The organism is Lamprobacter sp., assembly GCF_034860625.1.
In the GTDB taxonomy this organism is placed as follows: Bacteria; Pseudomonadota; Gammaproteobacteria; order Chromatiales; family Chromatiaceae; genus Lamprobacter.
In genome coordinates, this window is sequence record NZ_JAYESN010000015.1 from 20,653 (window position 1) to 38,370 (window position 17,718).

General features: G+C 62.2%; 11 protein-coding genes and 1 riboswitch. Of the genes, 8 read left to right on the forward strand and 3 right to left on the reverse strand.

The window, feature by feature from the left end; all coding sequences use genetic code 11:
• Positions 1 to 82: 82 nt before the first annotated feature.
• The 3 genes from VBE63_RS05985 to btuB all read right to left on the reverse strand — a co-directional run bounded on the left by VBE63_RS05985 (position 83) and on the right by btuB (position 4,837).
• Positions 83 to 2,191, reverse strand: a complete 2,109-nt coding sequence (locus tag VBE63_RS05985) for a thioredoxin domain-containing protein (RefSeq protein ID WP_323682090.1) — start codon at positions 2,189 to 2,191, stop codon at positions 83 to 85.
• Between the two features lie 120 nt (positions 2,192 to 2,311).
• Complete coding sequence (gene cobU / locus VBE63_RS05990) at positions 2,312 to 2,878, reverse strand: bifunctional adenosylcobinamide kinase/adenosylcobinamide-phosphate guanylyltransferase (protein ID WP_323682091.1); 567 nt, start codon at positions 2,876 to 2,878, stop codon at positions 2,312 to 2,314.
• 87 nt (positions 2,879 to 2,965) lie between these two features.
• Positions 2,966 to 4,837: a TonB-dependent vitamin B12 receptor gene (gene btuB / locus VBE63_RS05995; protein ID WP_323682092.1), complete on the reverse strand. Its 1,872-nt coding sequence runs from the start codon at positions 4,835 to 4,837 to the stop codon at positions 2,966 to 2,968.
• Between the two features lie 119 nt (positions 4,838 to 4,956).
• Positions 4,957 to 5,203, reverse strand: a riboswitch (cobalamin riboswitch).
• A 148-nt stretch (positions 5,204 to 5,351) separates the two neighbouring features.
• On the opposite strand from btuB, the gene VBE63_RS06000 reads away from it, so the two are divergent.
• From VBE63_RS06000 to yhbY, 8 genes are all read left to right on the forward strand, one after another.
• Positions 5,352 to 8,297 carry a chemotaxis protein CheB gene (locus tag VBE63_RS06000; protein WP_323682093.1) on the forward strand — a complete coding sequence of 982 codons (2,946 nt, stop codon included), beginning with the start codon at positions 5,352 to 5,354 and terminating at the stop codon, positions 8,295 to 8,297.
• Between the two features lie 74 nt (positions 8,298 to 8,371).
• On the forward strand, positions 8,372 to 11,857 hold the full coding sequence (locus VBE63_RS06005) for a PAS domain S-box protein (RefSeq protein ID WP_323682094.1): 3,486 nt from the start codon (positions 8,372 to 8,374) through the stop codon (positions 11,855 to 11,857).
• 97 nt (positions 11,858 to 11,954) lie between these two features.
• A complete protein-coding gene (locus tag VBE63_RS06010) occupies positions 11,955 to 13,739 on the forward strand; it encodes a diguanylate cyclase (protein WP_323682095.1) in 1,785 nt (594 codons plus the stop codon).
• Between the two features lie 176 nt (positions 13,740 to 13,915).
• Positions 13,916 to 15,439, forward strand: a complete 1,524-nt coding sequence (locus VBE63_RS06015; protein WP_323682096.1) for a fumarate hydratase — start codon at positions 13,916 to 13,918, stop codon at positions 15,437 to 15,439.
• A gap of 21 nt (positions 15,440 to 15,460) precedes the next feature.
• On the forward strand, positions 15,461 to 15,700 hold the full coding sequence (locus VBE63_RS06020; RefSeq protein ID WP_323682097.1) for a type II toxin-antitoxin system HicA family toxin: 240 nt from the start codon (positions 15,461 to 15,463) through the stop codon (positions 15,698 to 15,700).
• Positions 15,694 to 15,930, forward strand: coding sequence for a type II toxin-antitoxin system HicB family antitoxin (locus VBE63_RS06025; protein ID WP_323682098.1), 237 nt, complete (start codon positions 15,694 to 15,696; stop codon positions 15,928 to 15,930). The genes VBE63_RS06020 and VBE63_RS06025 overlap by 7 nt, the downstream gene beginning before the upstream one ends.
• 31 nt (positions 15,931 to 15,961) lie before the next feature.
• Positions 15,962 to 16,957: an acryloyl-CoA reductase gene (locus VBE63_RS06030; RefSeq protein WP_323682099.1), complete on the forward strand. Its 996-nt coding sequence runs from the start codon at positions 15,962 to 15,964 to the stop codon at positions 16,955 to 16,957.
• A gap of 174 nt (positions 16,958 to 17,131) precedes the next feature.
• On the forward strand, positions 17,132 to 17,443 hold the full coding sequence (yhbY, locus tag VBE63_RS06035) for a ribosome assembly RNA-binding protein YhbY (protein ID WP_416274510.1): 312 nt from the start codon (positions 17,132 to 17,134) through the stop codon (positions 17,441 to 17,443).
• The last annotated feature ends 275 nt before the right edge of the window (positions 17,444 to 17,718 follow it).

Sequence of the window (17,718 nt, forward strand, 5' to 3'; positions counted from 1 at the left end):
CGAGCGCAACTTAGCAGCCTCGCTGAGGTTGGACAAGCCATTGGAGCTGCAGGCCAAACCCTTTTGGCGGCGAGTCCCACCCTCAAGCGCGCGCGAGCGCCTCCCTGAACGACTCAATGCGCTCGATCGGCGCCTCGCAGCGGGTCCCCCGACAGCGATAAGCACGCACTCGCTCGCCGGGCTGCATCGCCGCCAAAACCGCAGGAAGCGCCTTGACCTCGGCGGGGATCACCAGTGTCAGCCGCCGCGGTGCATGGTCTTGCTGCGCGACGGCCTGCCACTGTTCGAGATCGGTCGCTTCAGCGCTCGTGCCGCCGCGAATCACCATGATCTCCGGTGGGCTCAGCTGCTCATCAAGCGCCATCAGTAGGGTCGCGTGCGCATAGGGCAAGCGTCGGATCGCCTCCGCCGCGGCACCGAGCGTGCGTGCGGCAGCCTCAAGATAGCGCGTCTCGCCGAGCAGATGGCCCAAGCGCTGCAAGCTGAGCGCGGCGATGCCGTTGCCCGAGGGTGTCGACTCATCAGCCATGGGCCTGGGTCGCTGCAGCAGCGCCTCATGGTCGGCGCTGGTGAAGTAGAAGCCGCCATTGTCCTCATCCTGGAACTGGCTCAGCAGCACCTCGGCCAGCGCCTGGGCCCAGTCCAGATCCGCAGGGTCGAAGCGCGTCTGCAAACGCTCGAGCAGTGCATCGAGCAAGAAGGCGTAATCATCCAGATAGGCATTCAGATGCGCCTTGCCATCCTTGTAGGTCGCGAGCAGGCGGCCATCACGCCAGAGGCGGTCACGGATGAAGGCGAGCGCGCGATCGGCCGAGGCCAGGTGATCATCCCGCCCCAGCAGCCGCCCGGCGCGTAGCATGCCCTTGATCATCAACGCGTTCCAGGCCGTTAGCACCTTCTCGTCCCGACCTGGGCGCACCCGCTGCGCGCGTGCCGCGAGCAGCTTGGCCTTGGCACTGGCCAAGAGCGCTGCAGCGGCCTCCGGGTCGCGGCCCAGCTCGGCGGCAACCTCGGCCAAGGTGCGATAGCCGTGTAGATGCCAGCGGCCCTCAAAATTAGGCGCCCGCTCCAGACCGAATAGCGGGGTGATCAATGCCCGCTCATCAGCGCTCAGGTGTGCGGCAACTTCCTCAGGCTCCCAAACGTAGAATCGCCCCTCCTCACCCTCGCTGTCGGCATCCAGCGCCGAGTAATAGCCGCCCTCCTCCGACTGCATCTCGGCAATCACCCATTCCGCGGTCCCGATCGCCGCATCGCGAAAGAGCGCATCGCCGCTGAGCTGCCAGGCATCGCAACAGAGCGCAAGCAGCGGCCCATTGTCGTAGAGCATCTTCTCAAAGTGCGGGATCATCCACCGATCATCGACCGAATAGCGGCAGAACCCGCCGCCAAGCTGGTCATTCATGCCACCGCGCACCATCCGTTCCAGCGTGAACAGGGCCATCTCGCGCGCTTGGTGATCCGGGCTGCCTGCTGCCGCAGTCGCCGCATGATGGCGCAGTAACAGCTCCAGGTTGGAGGGATGCGGAAACTTAGGCGCGCGTCCAAAGCCGCCATTAACCCGGTCGAAGCTGCTGCCAAGCTGGCGACGCGCTTGGTCGAGCGGCGCCAGATCGCGCAGCGGCTCGCCAGCCGGCCCATCCAGCTGGGATAGGGCATCGCGGAGCGAGGCGGTCTGCTCGCGAATCGCATCGGCCTGCTCGCGATAGGCGCGCTCGGCACCGATCAGTAGCTCTTGAAAGGACGGTAGGCCATGCCGCCGCTCCTTGGGGAAGTAGGTGCCGGCAAAGAAGGGCGCCAGGTCAGAGGGCGTCAGGAAGACGGTCAGTGGCCAGCCGCCAGTGCGCTGAGCCAGCAGCTGGTGTGCAGTCTGATAGATCTTGTCCAAATCTGGCCGCTCCTCGCGGTCGACCTTGATGTTGACGAAGAGCCTGTTCATCAACTTTGCCGTGATCTCATCCTCGAAGGACTCGTGCGCCATCACATGACACCAATGGCAGGCCGAGTAGCCGATCGAGAGCAGGATTGGCTTGTCTTCGGCGCGCGCCCGCGCCAGTGCTTCCTCGCACCAGGGCCACCAGGCGACCGGATTCTCGGCATGCTGCTGCAGGTAGGGGCTGGTGGTCTCGGAGAGTCGATTGTGCTCGCCACTGCTCGGCTGGGCAGCAGCGCTTTGGTCAGTCTCGGACATCAGGGGCCTCGCACGGTCATGGGCGGATGACTGCAGACAGTGGCCTCAGCCATGGGGATATCCAGCCAGCGCGATTGAAGACTTGATCTCCTCGACACCGGCAATGGCTGCAGCGCCTGCTCAGACCGAGGTGAGCGGTGGCCCTTTGAGTACCCATGGCAACCCCGCGACAGTCAGCACGACGCGCCCGGCCTGGGCGGCGATGCGCTGATGCAGGCTGCCGGCAAGATCACCATAACGGCGCGCCAGATCATTGACCGGAATCAGGCCCATGTTGACCTCATTACCGACGAAGATGACCTGCCCTGGCAGCCGTGGCAACAGGCTGTCGAGCGCGTCCAGCTCCCGCTCCAGACGTCCCGTCTCCTCGGTCCAGAGTAGATTCGCAAGCCAGAGCGTGAGGCATTCGACCAGCACGCACTGGTCCTTGGTGCAGGCGGCCTGCAATACCGCCGGCAGCGCCAGGGGCTCTTCGATCAGCGCCCAGTCCGCAGGCCGGCGCTGGCGATGCGCGAGAATGCGTGCGTGCATCTCGTCATCGCTCGCGGTGGCCGTGGCCAGGTAGGTTACTGGCAGGCCCGAGTCCCGCGCCAAGCGCTCGGCCAGACGGCTTTTGCCCGAGCGCACCCCGCCCAGGATCAGGGTGCAGCGCGGTGGTTCGAATCGATCGTTGGTCTCAGGTACCATCAGGGCTGAATCTTGGAGCTGATCTTGGGACGGTCATTCACCTGAATCTCACGCGATTCATTGTCGGGGGGCGCCGCGCCATGAGCGTTAGGGCTGATACAGTAGCGTCAGCAGCAGGGTTCGTCCCGGCTGATTGTAGTAGGCAACGGTCTCGTACTCTTCATCGAACAGGTTCTCGACCCGCGCCTGCAGCCGCAGCGCGTCGCTGAACGCGTAATCGGCGCGCAGATCGATCAGACTGAAGCCATCGAGCCGGGTGCGATTGGCGGCGTCATCGAAGCGGCGCCCGGAGACGAACAGCGAACCGCCAACACCGATGCGACCAAACTGGCGATCGGCATCAAGCCGAAAGGCCTGCTCCGGGCGGCGCGGCAGCAGATGGCCCTGGTTGGGACCGCTGGATTCATTGCGCGGATCGAGCAGGGTCAGGTTGGCATCCATGATCCAGCCCCCCAGCTCAGCGGTGGTCCAGAGCTCAAGGCCGCGGATACGCGAACGATCGACGTTCTCGGGCAGGTACAAGTTCGGCGCCACCAGCGTGGTCGAGATCAGATCATCGATGTCGGTCTGGTACAGATTGGCAGACCAACGGCCCCAAGGATGCGGGCCTGAGAGGCCAAGCTCGGCGCTCCAAGATTGCTCGGGCTCGAGATCCGGGTTGCCAAAGCCGGGATAGTAGAGTTCGTTGAAGGTCGGCGCCTTGAACGCCGTTCCGTAGCTCGCGGTGAGCCGCAGCCCATTGGCCAGCGTGTAGCCGAGGGCGGCATTACCGGTGCCATGACCACCGAACTGCGAATCATCGTCCTGACGCAGGCTCAGCTGGAGGTCAGCCGAACCAAAGCGCCCCAGATACTGACCGAAGACGCCGGTATTGTCGCGCGAATCTTCGGCAAAGGTCGGTTTGGTCGTCACCTCATCGCGCTGATAATCGATGCCTAGCGTCAACTGCTGGGCGGCCCCGAGCTGGATGTCGTTCTGCCAGCCGAGACGATCACGCCGCGTATCGAAACGATTCAAGAACAGGTCGTTGTAAAAGATCCGTGATTTGTCCCAGCTGCGGCCGACCTCAACCTTGCTGCTCCAGACATCGAGCGGCTGCGCCTTCGCCTGCAACCGCGCGACCTGGAGGATGGTTTTGTTACGATTGCCCGCAAAGGCACTGCCATCGAAGTCAACATCGCCTTCCGAGCGCAGAACATCCGCCTCGAGCGAGAAACGATCGGAAAAACGCCAGCCGCCGCTGAGCGCCGCGTTTTTGTTGCTGTAGCCGTCAGCGTCTGGCTCATCGACAAAGCAACCGCCAACGAACGGCTCGCCATTGCAGGCGTTGAAGCCAGCACTCTGCTCGAAGCCAAGATTGGCATCAAACCAGCCGCGCTCGTTGCCGGCCGAGAGACCGCCACTGGTGCGGATGGTATTGTGAGAGCCAGCGCCCAAGCTCAGTCGTGGCGTCAAAGGCATAGCCCGACCGCGCCGGGTAAAGATCTGAATCACGCCACCAATCGCCTCCGAGCCATAGAGGCTCGAGCGGGGTCCACGTACCACTTCGATGCGCTCGATCTGGTCGGTTGGGATATTCTGCCAAGGCGTCGAGCCGATGGTCGCTGAGCCAATCTTGATGCCATCGATCAGCACCAGCGTATGATCGGACTCGGTGCCACGCAGGAAGACCGAGCTTGGCTGACCAGGCCCACCGCTGCTGGAGATCGCCACCCCCGGAACGCCACGCAGGATATCGACCATGGTCTTGGACTGACGGCGGTCGATCTCGGCGCGGTCGATGACGGTGACCGAGGCCAGGGTTTCGTCAGCGGTCTGAGCGGTGCGGGTCGCCGTCACCACAATCGGGGCTAGGCTGGCGGCATCTTCAACCTGAGCGGACAACGGGGCCGTCCATAACAGGGCCATGGCGCAAGGCAGCAGTGGCTGCCACGCCGGATTGGAAGTCGAGCAAGTCATTGTCTGTCCTTGTGGGTCTCACCACCCGTGAGACGCGTTGAGCGAAAGGCCCGCTCGAGGACAGAAACGGCAAAGCGCTGCGCGGCAACAACCCCTTCACCGCGCCCCGCCCTCCGCGGCACCCGCGTATGGCAGAAGGCCGGTCTCCGGGCTCACGAGCGGGCGTCGATCGCTTCGACGCCGAGAGACGACGCCTTCCCATGGCCCATTGGGGGACCACAGTGGCATCCAGTCGCCTCTCAGACTCGCCTACCGTTGCGGGGGCAGCGTCGGCTTTGCGGAAACATTCAGTATCCGCCTGACCGACTTCCCGTTTAACCTCACGCGCTTCGACAGTCGCGAGGCACCTACTGCACAGCGCCGAGACACTAGGGCGATGCAACCGCCAGGTCAATCTGAAACAGAGGCGCAGATGACTTACATCAGACCCATGCCGAGGATTCGATGGCATTCCTCAAGAAGTCAGATACCATTCGCCTGATCACGTTCGGTTTCGATTAAAAAAGAGCCCACCATGCTCGATCAAGAACAGACCGCCACTGACCCGCCCGCAGCCATCTCTAACGAGGGCACACAACTCCCCTATGTGATCGCCGTCGGCGCCTCCGCCGGCGGTCTCGATGCGCTCGAGCGATTCTTTCAGTCACTGCCGGTACAGACCGGCGCTGCCTTCGTCGTGATCCAGCATCTGTCGCCGGATCACAAGAGCATGATGGGCAATCTGCTTGGACGTTACACCTCGATGCCGGTGCTGACGGTCGAGGATGGGATGCTGATCGAACCGAACCGAATCTACCTCATCCCTCCGGCCAGTATGATGAGCGTCGCTGGCAACGAGCTGCATCTGCGCCCGAAGAGTCCTCGCGGTCTCGCCCTGCCCATCGACTTCTTCTTCAGCTCGCTCGCGCGTTCTCATGGCAACCGCGCCATCGGCGTGGTGCTGTCCGGAACCGGCTCGGATGGCACCCGTGGCGCCGTGGCCATCAACGATGCCGGTGGCTTGCTGCTCTCCCAAGATCCGGAATCGGCCAAATTCGATGGCATGCCGCGCAGTGTCATCGCAACCGGCCTGGTCGATGCCATCCTGCCACCCGAGGAGCTCGGGCCGCGCATTCTCGATCACATCAGCCACACCCCCCACGACCGCAGTCCGCGCCGCAGCGCGGCGGCTAGCTACGATCGCGAGAGCGCCCTCGAAGAGGCCTTGCACCTGCTGCATCATCAGGGCGGCATCAACTTCCGCGACTACAAGCCCGCCACCGTTATGCGGCGCATCGAGCGGCGCATGCAGGTCCGGCATGTGCCCGACCTAGAGAACTACGTCCGGCTGCTCGACGGCGACACCAGCGAGCTCTATACCCTGCGCCGAGAGCTGCTGATCCCAGTGACCAATTTCTTCCGTGACGCCGAGTCGTTCGAAACCCTGGCCGAAAAGGTCATCTTACCCATCGTCAAGGATCACAGTGAGAACCAGCCCATCCGCGCCTGGGTGCCGGGTGTCTCGACCGGCGAAGAGGCCTACTCGATCGCGATCCTATTCTCCGAGGCCTTCGACAAGTTGCGCCGCTGGCCGGATTTCAAGCTCTTTGCGACCGACGTCGAGCAGCATAACGTCGATACCGGCAGTGCTGGAATGTTCTCGGAGTCGATCGCCGCCGAGGTCTCACCCGAACGCCTCGAGCGCTTCTTCTATCGGCGCGGCAACCACTTTGTGGTCAAGAACGACATCCGCCACAACATCGTCTTCGCCAAGCACAACCTGCTCGAAGACCCGCCCTTTACGCGCATGGACCTGGTCTCCTGCCGTAATCTCTTGATCTATTTCCGCAACGATGCCCAAGAGCGGGTCATGCGGCGGCTCCAATACGCCCTCGCGCCTGGTGGCTACCTTTTCCTGGGCTCGAGCGAGACCATCTCCAGCGTGCAGCAGGATTTCAGCGCTGTCAGCTCCAAGCACAAGCTCTATCGCATCCTGCGTCATGGCGCGCCGCCCCTCGAGCCGCATTCGCCAATTGTGGCCCTGAGAACCTCTGGCAGCCGAAGTGGCTCAAAGCGGCTGCGCCCGCAGAGTGATGCCGCTGCCATTGATGCCGGCCAAGCGGTCCTCCTGCGTGGCTATGCCCCAGTCAGCTTGCTGCTCAATGCACAGCAAGAGCTGATGCATGTGTTTGGCGATGTCTCGCGCTATCTGAGCATTGGCGAGGGCAGTGCCACCCTCGACATCAGCAAGCTACTACCGCCCTCGGTCGCACCGGTTGCTCAGGCGCTACTGCATAAGGTCGCGGTCAGCAAAGAGGCCATGCGCTCAGACATCTTGCGCGTCAAGCTCGCCAGCCAGCAGACCGAGCGGCTGCGCTTGGTGGTTCGCCATGTCCCGCAGGACGGCGGCGATGCCTGTCTGATGCTCTCGTTCGAGCCCGAGCCGATGCTGCAAAGCACGGCGGTCGGCGAGGAGTCCGTTCAGACCATGGACATGAGCGCCGAATCGGCGGACCGACTCGAGACCCTCGAGCGCGAGCTTGCCGTCACGCGCGAGAGCCTGCAGGCCACGATCGAAGAGCTCGAGACGGCCAATGAAGAGCTGCAGGCCACCAACGAGGAGTTGATGGCCTCCAATGAAGAGCTACAAAGCTCCAACGAAGAGCTGCAATCGGTCAACGAGGAGCTCTATACGGTCAACTCCGAGAACCAGGAGAAGATCGAGATCCTCAATCGACTCAACGCCGATCTCGACTCGATGGCGCAGGCGGCTGCCATCGCAACTGTCTTTGTTGATCACGACCTCAAGCTGACCCGCTTCACGCCCGAGGCGACCAAGCTGTTCAAGATCCGCGAGGCCGACATCGGGCGCCGAATCGATGACTTCACGAACTTGCTCGACTACCCCGACTTTTTTGCCGAGCTCAAGAAAACCATCTTCGATGGCGAGATGCTGCAACGCGAGGTTCCTGCCGCGAATGACCGCGTCTATCTCGCGCGCATGCTTCCTTACGCAGTCCGCCCTGGCACCGCACGCGGCGCCGTTGCCACCTTCATTGATGTGACAACACTGCGCGATATCGAGCGGATGCAATCGGTGCTGGACTCACTGCCGGAGCATGTCGCCGTGCTCGACACCAGCGGGCGCATCACCATGATCAACCATGCATGGCGCAATTTCGCGCGCAACAATGGTGACCCGGAGCTCAGCAACAGCGGCCCCGGCAGCAGCTATATCGATGCCTGTCAATACGGGGCGGCGGCCACCGATGCCGATTATGCCAAGGCGGCGGCAGATGGCATTCGAGCGTTGCTCAACGGCGAGCGCTCGGAGCTATCGCTCGAGTACCCTTGCCACTCCCCAGAGACTGAGCGTTGGTTCTTAATGCATGCAGCACCCATTCAGCATCCGTCCGGGGGAGTCGTGGTCAGTCATATCGATATCAGCGCTTGGAAGCATCAGCGCGATCCTTCGGTATAAGGAACGCTAGGCTCGATGTCTGCTACAGCCTCGGCTGCAGCAAGCAGTCAAGGCGCAGACAGCGATTGAAGACTATGAACACGTCCCAAGACCCCCCATTTGACCCGACAGACGCGCCTCGTTCCAAAGACCAGCGCGCCGACCAGCCCGCCGACCTCGCGCTCGCGGATTTTCGCGAGCGCGCGCTTGATGCACTGCGCCAGGGCCGTTTCGATCTCGCCGAGGATCTCATTGCCAGCGGTGACGTCAATCTGAATACGCTGATCGAGAACGTCCGCATCTATCAGGCCGAACTCGAGATCCAGAACGAAGAGCTCGTTCGCAGCCAAGAAAGCACGCATGAGGCCTTGGAGCGCTTTACGGCCTTGTTCCATAGCGCCCCAGTGGCTGCGCTCGTGATCGACCGCCATGGACTGGTCATATCGGCAAACCCGGCCGCTACTCGGCTCTTCGGTCTACGTGATCTACGCGTCCATCACCACTTTCTCTTGCGCCTGGTCAGTGAGCGCGACCGCAACAGCTTCCTAGCAACCATGCGCCAGCTCACTCAGGGTGATGAGCAGGAGGTTGAGCAGCCGGAAATGCGCTTCGCGACGACCGAAGGCCGAGAGTTCTTCGGCGAGCTGCATGGCGCTCAGCTCCCGCCAACACGCGAAGGTGAGCCACGGCTGCTCTGTGTGGTCGTCGACCGAACCGCAATCGTTCGCCAGCAACACGAGCTACGCCATGCCTACGACCGCTTGGCAAGCAGCCAAGAGGCCTACCACGTCCTCGCCGAATACAGCCCGGATTGGGACTACTGGATCAACCCGGAAGGGGATTTTGTGCATGTCTCCCCGGGCTGCCGGCAGATCACTGGCTACAGCGCCAGCGCCTTCCTTGATGATCCGAGCCTCGTCGCCCAGCTGATCCACCCGGAGGATCGGGCACAATGGCAGCAGCATCTCGCGGAGATCCAATCAAAGGGATCAGACGATCACGAGGTTCTGCTACTGCGCATCCAGCATCGTGATGGCGGTTTACGCTGGATCGAGCACGAATGCCGGGCGGTGCTGGCCGATGATGGCCGCTATCTTGGTCGGCGCGGTGTGAATCGCGACGTGACCGAGCGTCGCAACATAGAGGAGTCGGTTCGCGAACTACGCAATATGCTCGTCGACGCCGAGCGCATCGCCAAGGCCGGGGCCTGGTCTTGGAGGCTCGGTGATGACCTGATCCAAGTCTCACCAGGCTGGCAACGCATCCACGGCGCCAGCGAGTCCGCTTATTCCTGGACCGAGTTGAGTCGCGAATTCGTCCATCCCGAGGACCGTGAGCAGATCAATCAGTTGTTTGAGCAGGCGCTCACGCAAGGCAGTGGCTATCAGCTCGAGCATCGCATTCAGCGCGGTGATGATGGTGGCATCCGTTGGGTGCGCACCCAAGCCGAGCCGATCAAGAATGCGGCCGGAACGCTCGAAGCCATCCGCGGCACCAGTGCTGACATTACCGCTGAGATCGAAGCAAAGTACCAACTTGAGGAGAGCGAGAAACGCTTTCGCGCCCTCTTCGAATCGGCAGCCGAAGGCATGCTCGTCATGCAGGCGGGCCGCTTCACAGAGATCAATCAGGCCGCCTTGCGCATGCTCGGCTATCAGGATGCTGCGGCCGTGCTCGGTAAGTCTCCCGAACACATCTCACCGGCGCTGCAGCCGGACGGCAAAGACACGGCCACCAAGTCCAAACAGCTCTTGGCCGAGGCGCAGGGCAACAGCGTTCGCTTTGAGTGGATGCACCAACAGGCAGATGGCTCGCCGCTGCCGGTCGAAGTGACCCTGGTACCGGTTAACCTGGATGAGGATTCCGCCTACTTCGTGCACTGGCACGACCGCACTGAAGAGGCCAAGGCCCGCCATCGCGAGCGTCAGGCCTCGACCGTGTTCGAGAACTCGAGCGAAGCCATCATGGTCACCGACGCCGAGCAGCGTCTGGTCGCGGTCAATCGCGCCTTCAGCGACATCTCTGGCTATCAGGAATCCGAGGTCGTTGGTCGTCGACCCGACCTGCTCAGCTCGGGTCAAGATGACGCCGCGCTCTGCAAGAGCATCTGGCTTGCGATCGAGCACAGGGGCTCGTGGCGCGGCGAGATCTGGAACCGACGTAAAGACGGCGAGATCTATCCGGCGCGGATGACCATCAGCAGCGTCCGGGACGATCACGGACAGGTCACTAACTATATCGGCATCTTCAACGATATCAGCGACGCCAAGCGCTCCGAGGAAGAACTCTATCGCCTTGCCCACAGCGATGCCTTGACCGGCCTACCAAACCGCACCCTACTGCGCGCACGCATGGAGCAATCACTCCAACATGCCAAGCGCGAGAAGCAGATGCTCGCACTGTTGTTCATTGACTTGGATCTCTTCAAGAACGTGAACGACAGCCTTGGTCATTCGGTTGGCGACGAGCTGCTCCAGGACGTGGCCATGGCCATCCAATCCGAGGTCCGAGAGTCCGATACCTTAGCCCGCCTCGGTGGCGACGAGTTCGTGATCCTGATGGAGGCGATCGAGGACCCCGCTAGCGTCGCGCAATTGGCCCAACGCCTCTGTGAAAAGATCTCACAACCCCTCCAGGTCGGCGAACGCGAGCTGCAAGTCACCGCCAGCATCGGTGTCAGTCTGTTCCCCAGTGATGGCCAGAGCATGGATAGCCTGCTCAGTAATGCCGACATGGCCATGTACCGGGCGAAAGATCACGGCCGCAACACCTATCGGTTCTTCGAGGCCGAGATGACCGAGCGCGCAATGCAACGCCTGCGCCACGAGACGGCACTGCGCGGCGCACTGACCCGTGGTGAGCTCAGTCTGCTCTACCAACCTCAAGTCCAGTTGAACAATGCTCAGATCCATGGCGCCGAGGCCTTGCTGCGCTGGACGCATCCCGAGCTCGGTGCCGTATCACCGCTTGACTTTATCCCGATCGCCGAGGAGATCGGGCTCATCAGTGAGCTCGGAAAGTGGGTGCTTGAGCAGGCCTGCAAGCAGCTGATTGCCTGGGATGCGGAAGGCTTTCAGGTCCACCGGCTGGCCGTGAACATCTCGGTGCAGCAGGTTGAGCGTATCGATCTCGTCGATGAGATCCGTGAGATCTTTCAGCGCACCGGGGTCGCACCCGAGCGGTTCGAGCTCGAGGTGACCGAATCCATGCTGATGCGCAACGTCGATCGGGTGATCGCGAATCTCAGCGCCCTGCGCGACCTCGGCATCACCATCGCCGTCGATGATTTTGGCTCGGGCTTCTCGTCGCTGGGCTATCTCAAAACGCTCCCGATCAGCCGTCTGAAGATCGACAAGACCTTCGTCGACGGCGTCACCGTTGACGACAACGACGACGCGATTGCGCGTGCCATCATCGCACTGGGCAAGGCGCTTGGCCTAGATGTCATCGCCGAGGGCGTCGAGACCTCAGCGCAAGCCGCGTTTCTGGAGCACGAGGGCTGCAATGAGGCGCAGGGCTATCTGTTTGGTCGCCCGATGAAGCCCGATGAACTGCACCAATTATCCTTGGAGCGGGGATAACGAACGGCGATAACGGGAGCGGCGATAACGCGCTCAAAGCCTTGCAGTCGATTCGATCAGGCCACCGGCAATGCCGCCGACCAAGAAGGAAGCCGAAATGGATGAGCACGGATCCCTAAGGCAACGACAAACGTCCAGCCTTGAGCAGTTTCAGCAGATACTCGCTGCGGCTGAGCGGATTGCCCAGCTTGGCCATTGGTACCTGGATCTCGAGACTCAACGGGTGCAATGGTCGCCTCAGGTCTTCCGTATCTTCCGCCGTGAGCCTTCGCTCGGAGAGCCATCATTCCCCGAGCACGAGCACTATCTGTACCCGGAAGACTGGTCAAGACTGCAAGGCGCCGTCACAGACTGTGCCACCTACGGCAAATCCTTCGAATTGACCCTGCATATTCGCTTCGACGACGGCATTGATGGTTACGCCCAGGTCTACGGCACGGCGCTCACTGAGCCTGATGGGTCAATCTCTAAGCTGGTCGGCCTTGTTCGGGATGTGACCCAGAAGCTGACCCTGGAGGCGGCCCTGTGTAAGCGCGAGGCCGATTATCGGCTCTTGGTCGAGCAGCAGAACGACCTGATCGTCAAGGTCGATGCTGAAGGCCGGTTCCTGTTCGTCAGTCCAGGCTATTGTCGAACCTTTGGCAAGCGCCAAGAGGAGCTGATCGGGCAACGCTTCCTGCCGCTGGTGCATCCGGATGACCGCGTCTCCACCGAGGCCGCGATGGCGGCACTCTATCAACCGCCTTATCGCTGCTATCTGGAGCAGCGGGCCATGACGAATCAGGGTTGGCGTTGGTTCGGCTGGTCGGATTCGGCGGTGCTCGATAGCAAGGATCAGGTCATCGCTATCATCGGCTCCGGCCGCGACATCCATGTGCGCAAGCTTGCTGAGCTAGAGCTCTTGCGCACGCAACGCATGCTTGAGCTCGCCCTCGAATCCGGCAACATCGCCACCTACACCGCCGATTTCACGACCGGTGAGGTCTACGTTGACGAGCGCTACATGGCCCAACTCGGCTACGAACCGGGCGCGATCGCGGTCACCTATGACTGGTGGAAAACGCAGGTGCATCCGCAAGATCTAGCCGCCTTCGGCGAGCAAAGCCAGCAAGTACTGCATGGCGAGCTGGACGACTTCAAGGCCGAATACCGTTTTCATCACCACGACGGACACTGGATCTGGCTGCAAGACCATGCACGCGTCTATGACCGCAATCCACAAGGCGTCGCACTTGCCGCCACTGGCCTACGCATCGACGTTACCCAGCGCAAAGAGGCCGAGCTGAAGCTCGCTTATCGCGCCGAACACGATCCACTGACGGATCTCCTCAACCGGCGCGGCATGTGGCGCGCCATCAGGCGCATCCATGCACAGGGCTTGCGCGCAAGACGGCCCTACTGCGTCGCCATCTTCGACCTGGATTGGTTCAAACGCATCAACGATCAGTACGGCCATCTGGTGGGCGATGGTCTGCTCCGAGAGGTGGCCCACTTGTTCCGTGACAACACCCGTGAGTCCGACTGGATTGCGCGTTGGGGCGGCGAAGAGTTCTTGGTGCTGATGCCGGATACCGATCTCGAACAGGCGGTCGGCTTTGTCGAACGGCTGCGTCTTCAAGTCGAGACAACCGACTTTTGCATCGAGCAACAGTCCGTGCGCATCACCACCAGCGCCGGCATCGCTCGCTGCCGCTTCGACGCCGAGGGTCAAGACAAACAGAGTCAAGACAAGCCCGGTCAAGACAAGCACCATCAAGACAAGAACACCCAAGACGAGATCGTCAATCGTGCGGACCGAGCTCTGTATGCCGCCAAGCACGCTGGCCGTAATCGGGTCTGCATCGACAGTGACGGACTCTGCACTGACAGCGACGGAGATTGATGGCCGCTACGTTTCGACAAGCCACGCCTGCGCATCTGCAAACCACTGACAGCAAATGGCATTGATGGCCGCTACGCCGCCGGCGTTAATGCCCTTGATCTCCCGTCAAGGCTCGACAAGCGAGACCTGCTACCGCGAACGCATTGAGATGAGAACGATTAGGTGAGAACGATTGCATGAGCCACATCCGCGAAGACGACCTCATCACCAGCATCGCCGACGCGTTGCAATACATCTCCTACTACCATCCGCCGGACTATATCCGCGCGCTGAGCGCCGCCTATGAGGCCGAGGAATCGCCGGCGGCGAGGTCGGCGATGGCGCAGATCCTGATCAACTCCAGGCTCTGCGCCGAAGGTCACCGACCGATCTGTCAGGATACCGGCATCGTCATCGCCTTCTTCAAGGTCGGCATGGCGCTGCGCTGGGAGACCAACCGCAGCCTGCAGGAGCTGGTCGATGAGGGCGTGCGACGCGCCTACAGGCATCCGGATAACATCCTGCGCGCCTCGATCGTCGACCCGCCCATCGGCGCGCGTCGAAACACCGGCGACAATACCCCGGCCATCGTCCACACCGAGCTGGTCCCAGGCGACAAGCTCGAGGTGCGACTGGCGGCCAAGGGCGGCGGCTCCGAGAACAAGGCACGCTTTGCGATCCTGAATCCGAGCGCCAGCGTCGTCGATTGGGTGCTCGAGCAGCTGCCGAGTATGGGCGCCGGTTGGTGCCCGCCCGGCATCCTCGGACTCGGCATCGGCGGCTCCGCCGAGAAGGCGATGCTGATGGCCAAGGCCGCGCTCAGCGAGCCGATCAACATCCATGAGCTGAAGGCGCGCGGGCCGGCGAACGCCCTCGAGGAGATGCGCCTTGAGCTCTTTGAGAGGGTCAATGCCCTCGGCATCGGCGCCCAGGGTCTCGGCGGCCTGACCACCGTGCTCGATGTGCAGATCAAGACCTTTCCGACCCACGCCGCCTCCTTGCCGGTCGCGCTGATCCCGAACTGCGCCGCGACCCGCCATTGCCACTTCACCCTGGATGGCTCCGGCCCCGCCCAGCTCGAGCCGCCCGCCCTCGACAGCTGGCCCGAGATCGCCTGGGACGCCGCCGAGGGCGCGCGCCGGGTTGACCTCAACAGCATCACACGCGAGCAGATCGCCAACTGGCAGCCCGGTGAGCGTCTGCTGCTCTCCGGCAAGCTGCTGACCGGCCGCGATGCCGCGCACAAGCGCATCGTCGACCTGCTCAACCGGGGCGAGCCGCTGCCCGAGGGCGTCGACCTGAGCAACCGCTTCCTCTACTATGTCGGCCCTGTCGATCCAGTCCGTGACGAGGTGGTTGGTCCCGCTGGGCCGACCACCGCCACCCGCATGGATCGCTTCACCGACCCACTCCTTGAGCAGACTGGCCTGATCGGCATGATCGGCAAAGCCGAGCGCGGTCCCGAGGCGATCGACGCCATCCGCCGCCATCGCGCGGTCTATCTGATCGCCATCGGTGGCGCCGCCTACCTCGTCTCAAAGGCGATCAAGTCGGCACGGCTGATCGCCTTCGAAGACCTTGGCATGGAGGCGATCCGCGAATTCGAGGTCGAAGACATGCCGGTCACCGTCGCCGTCGACAGCCGCGGTGTTTCGGTGCATGAGACCGGCCCACAGCAATGGCGCTCGCGGATCGCCGAGATCCCGATCAAGGTTGAGTGAGAAGAGCCCTAAAGAAGCAGAATGACGAGACAGGAGAAGCTCCGCAAGAGGCTCTGCGAATCACCGCAGGACATCCGGTTCTCTGAAGTTCAGCGCTTGCTGCAGCAAGAAGGATTCGTGTTATTCAATCAGCGCGGCAGCCATTGCACCTATCACCGCGCTGACGGCATGCTGCTCACGCTGGTCCGGCCGCACGGCAACCATAAGACCTGTCATCCTGAAGACATCAAAAAACTGACTCAGCTTCTCAAGCTATGTTGACAACGAGCCACAGTTACCGCGATTACGTTTTTTTTATCCGCTATCAGGCAACTGATCCAGCCTATGTTGTCGATTTCCCGGATATTCCCGAGATCATCACGAGCGCCGATACGCTCGGAAGCGCGTTTGGTCACGCCTGCGAGGCGCTCGATCTCCATCTCGAAAGCCTGCAGAAGCTCAATCTCCCCGCGCCGACCCGTCGACATCGTTTTGTCGTCGAGGCCGCATGATCCAGCAGCAGCCAAACGATAGGAGCTCACGTTGACACAGCAACAGGCCTTCCGGATTCATCAGGACGACAACGGGCATCGCGCCGGCGTTGAAGCGATCGCGATCAGGCAACCGACGCAGGGTGAGGTCCTGGTGCGGGTGAGCGCCTCTGGCGTCAACTATAAGGACGCCCTCGCCGGTACTGGAAAAGGCAAGTTGATCAAGCGCTTCCCAATCACCGGCGGCATCGATGCCGCCGGTATCGTCGAGCAGTCCGAACATCCCTGCTGGAAACCAGGCGATGCGGTCATCGCCACCGGCTTCGGCATGGCCTTCGACCAGGACGGCGGCTATGCCGAGACCCTCTGCGTCCCTGGTGACTGGCTTGCGCCGATGCCACAGGGGCTCGACCCGCGCCAGGCGATGATCCTCGGCACCGCTGGTTTCACTGCGGCATTGGCCGTGCATCGCTTATTGGTCAACGGCCAGCATCCTGGACTCGGCCCGATCCTGGTCACCGGCGCCAGCGGTGGCGTTGGCTGCATCGCCATCAATATCCTCGCCAAGCTTGGCTTCGAGGTCGTTGCCGTCTCCAACAAGCAGGCACTGCACGACTGGCTTGAGCAACTCGGCGCTAGTCGCATCATCGGCCGCGATGAGCTTCCCCGGGGTGACCGTCCGCTCGAGAAGGCGGTCTGGGGCGGCGCCGTCGATAATGTCGGTGGGGCGATGCTCGCGCAGATCACGCGCACCCTGGCCCCCAACGGTAATATTGCCAGCATCGGTCTCGCCGGCGGCACCGCGCTCGAGACCACGGTGATGCCCTTCATCCTGCGCGGCATCGGCTTGCTCGGCTGCAACTCGGTTGATGTCCCCTTCCCGCTGCGCGCCGACCTCTGGCGCCGCCTCGCGGACGCGGATGACTGGCGACCAGGAGATCTTGAGGCCCTGGTCAGCGACCAGGTCGATCTGGATGGATTGCCCGCGGTGTTCGAGCGTATGCTCGCGGGCAAGACCCATGGTCGCATCCTGGTGATGCCCGGATAGGCCCGGCGCCTCACCGACCCGATCAAGCGGAGACTGGCTGATGCGTCTTCGCGTCCCTGCGCGGATCTGCGGTTCAATGGATTTTCCTAAGGTCGAACCTTAATAGCCAAAGTATCCAGCCAAACTATCTAGCCAAACTATCTAGCCAAACTATCCAGCCGAAAGTATCCAATCGTGCCTCAAACCATCCCAATTACCGACCATCAACGCCGCTGGCTCAAGAAACAGGCGCACCATCTCAAACCGGTCGTCCAGCTCGGCGCCGCGGGCCTCAGCGACGCCGTGCTCGCCGAGGTCAAGCTTGCGCTCGAGCATCATGAGCTGATCAAGGTCAAGGTGCCCGGCGGCGACCACGATGAGCGCGACGCCATCGTCGACGCCATCGCCGAGCGCGCCCAGGCCGATTTGGTGCAACGCATCGGCAACACCGCCAGCTACTTCCGCGCCAATCCAGAGCGGCGCGAGCGTATTCTGCTGCCACTGTGAGCGTCGCCGCTGCAGTGACTCATGATCCTAGAAAGAGCAGTTGACCGCTTAGCTTCACATGGAAGCATCTGAGTTTTTTGGCGTTTTGGAGACATTGGAGAGCCACCCGCCAGGTGAAGGTCGCTACGGCCGCCAGGGCACGCCCCGCGCGGCGCCCAGCTTCGTTACAACTCGTTGGAATAGAATGACTATTCCGCCTCGTTGTGCCTTGCTGGACACCACGCGGGACGCACCCTGACGACCGTCCAACTGCTCTTTCTAGGATGATGCAACAA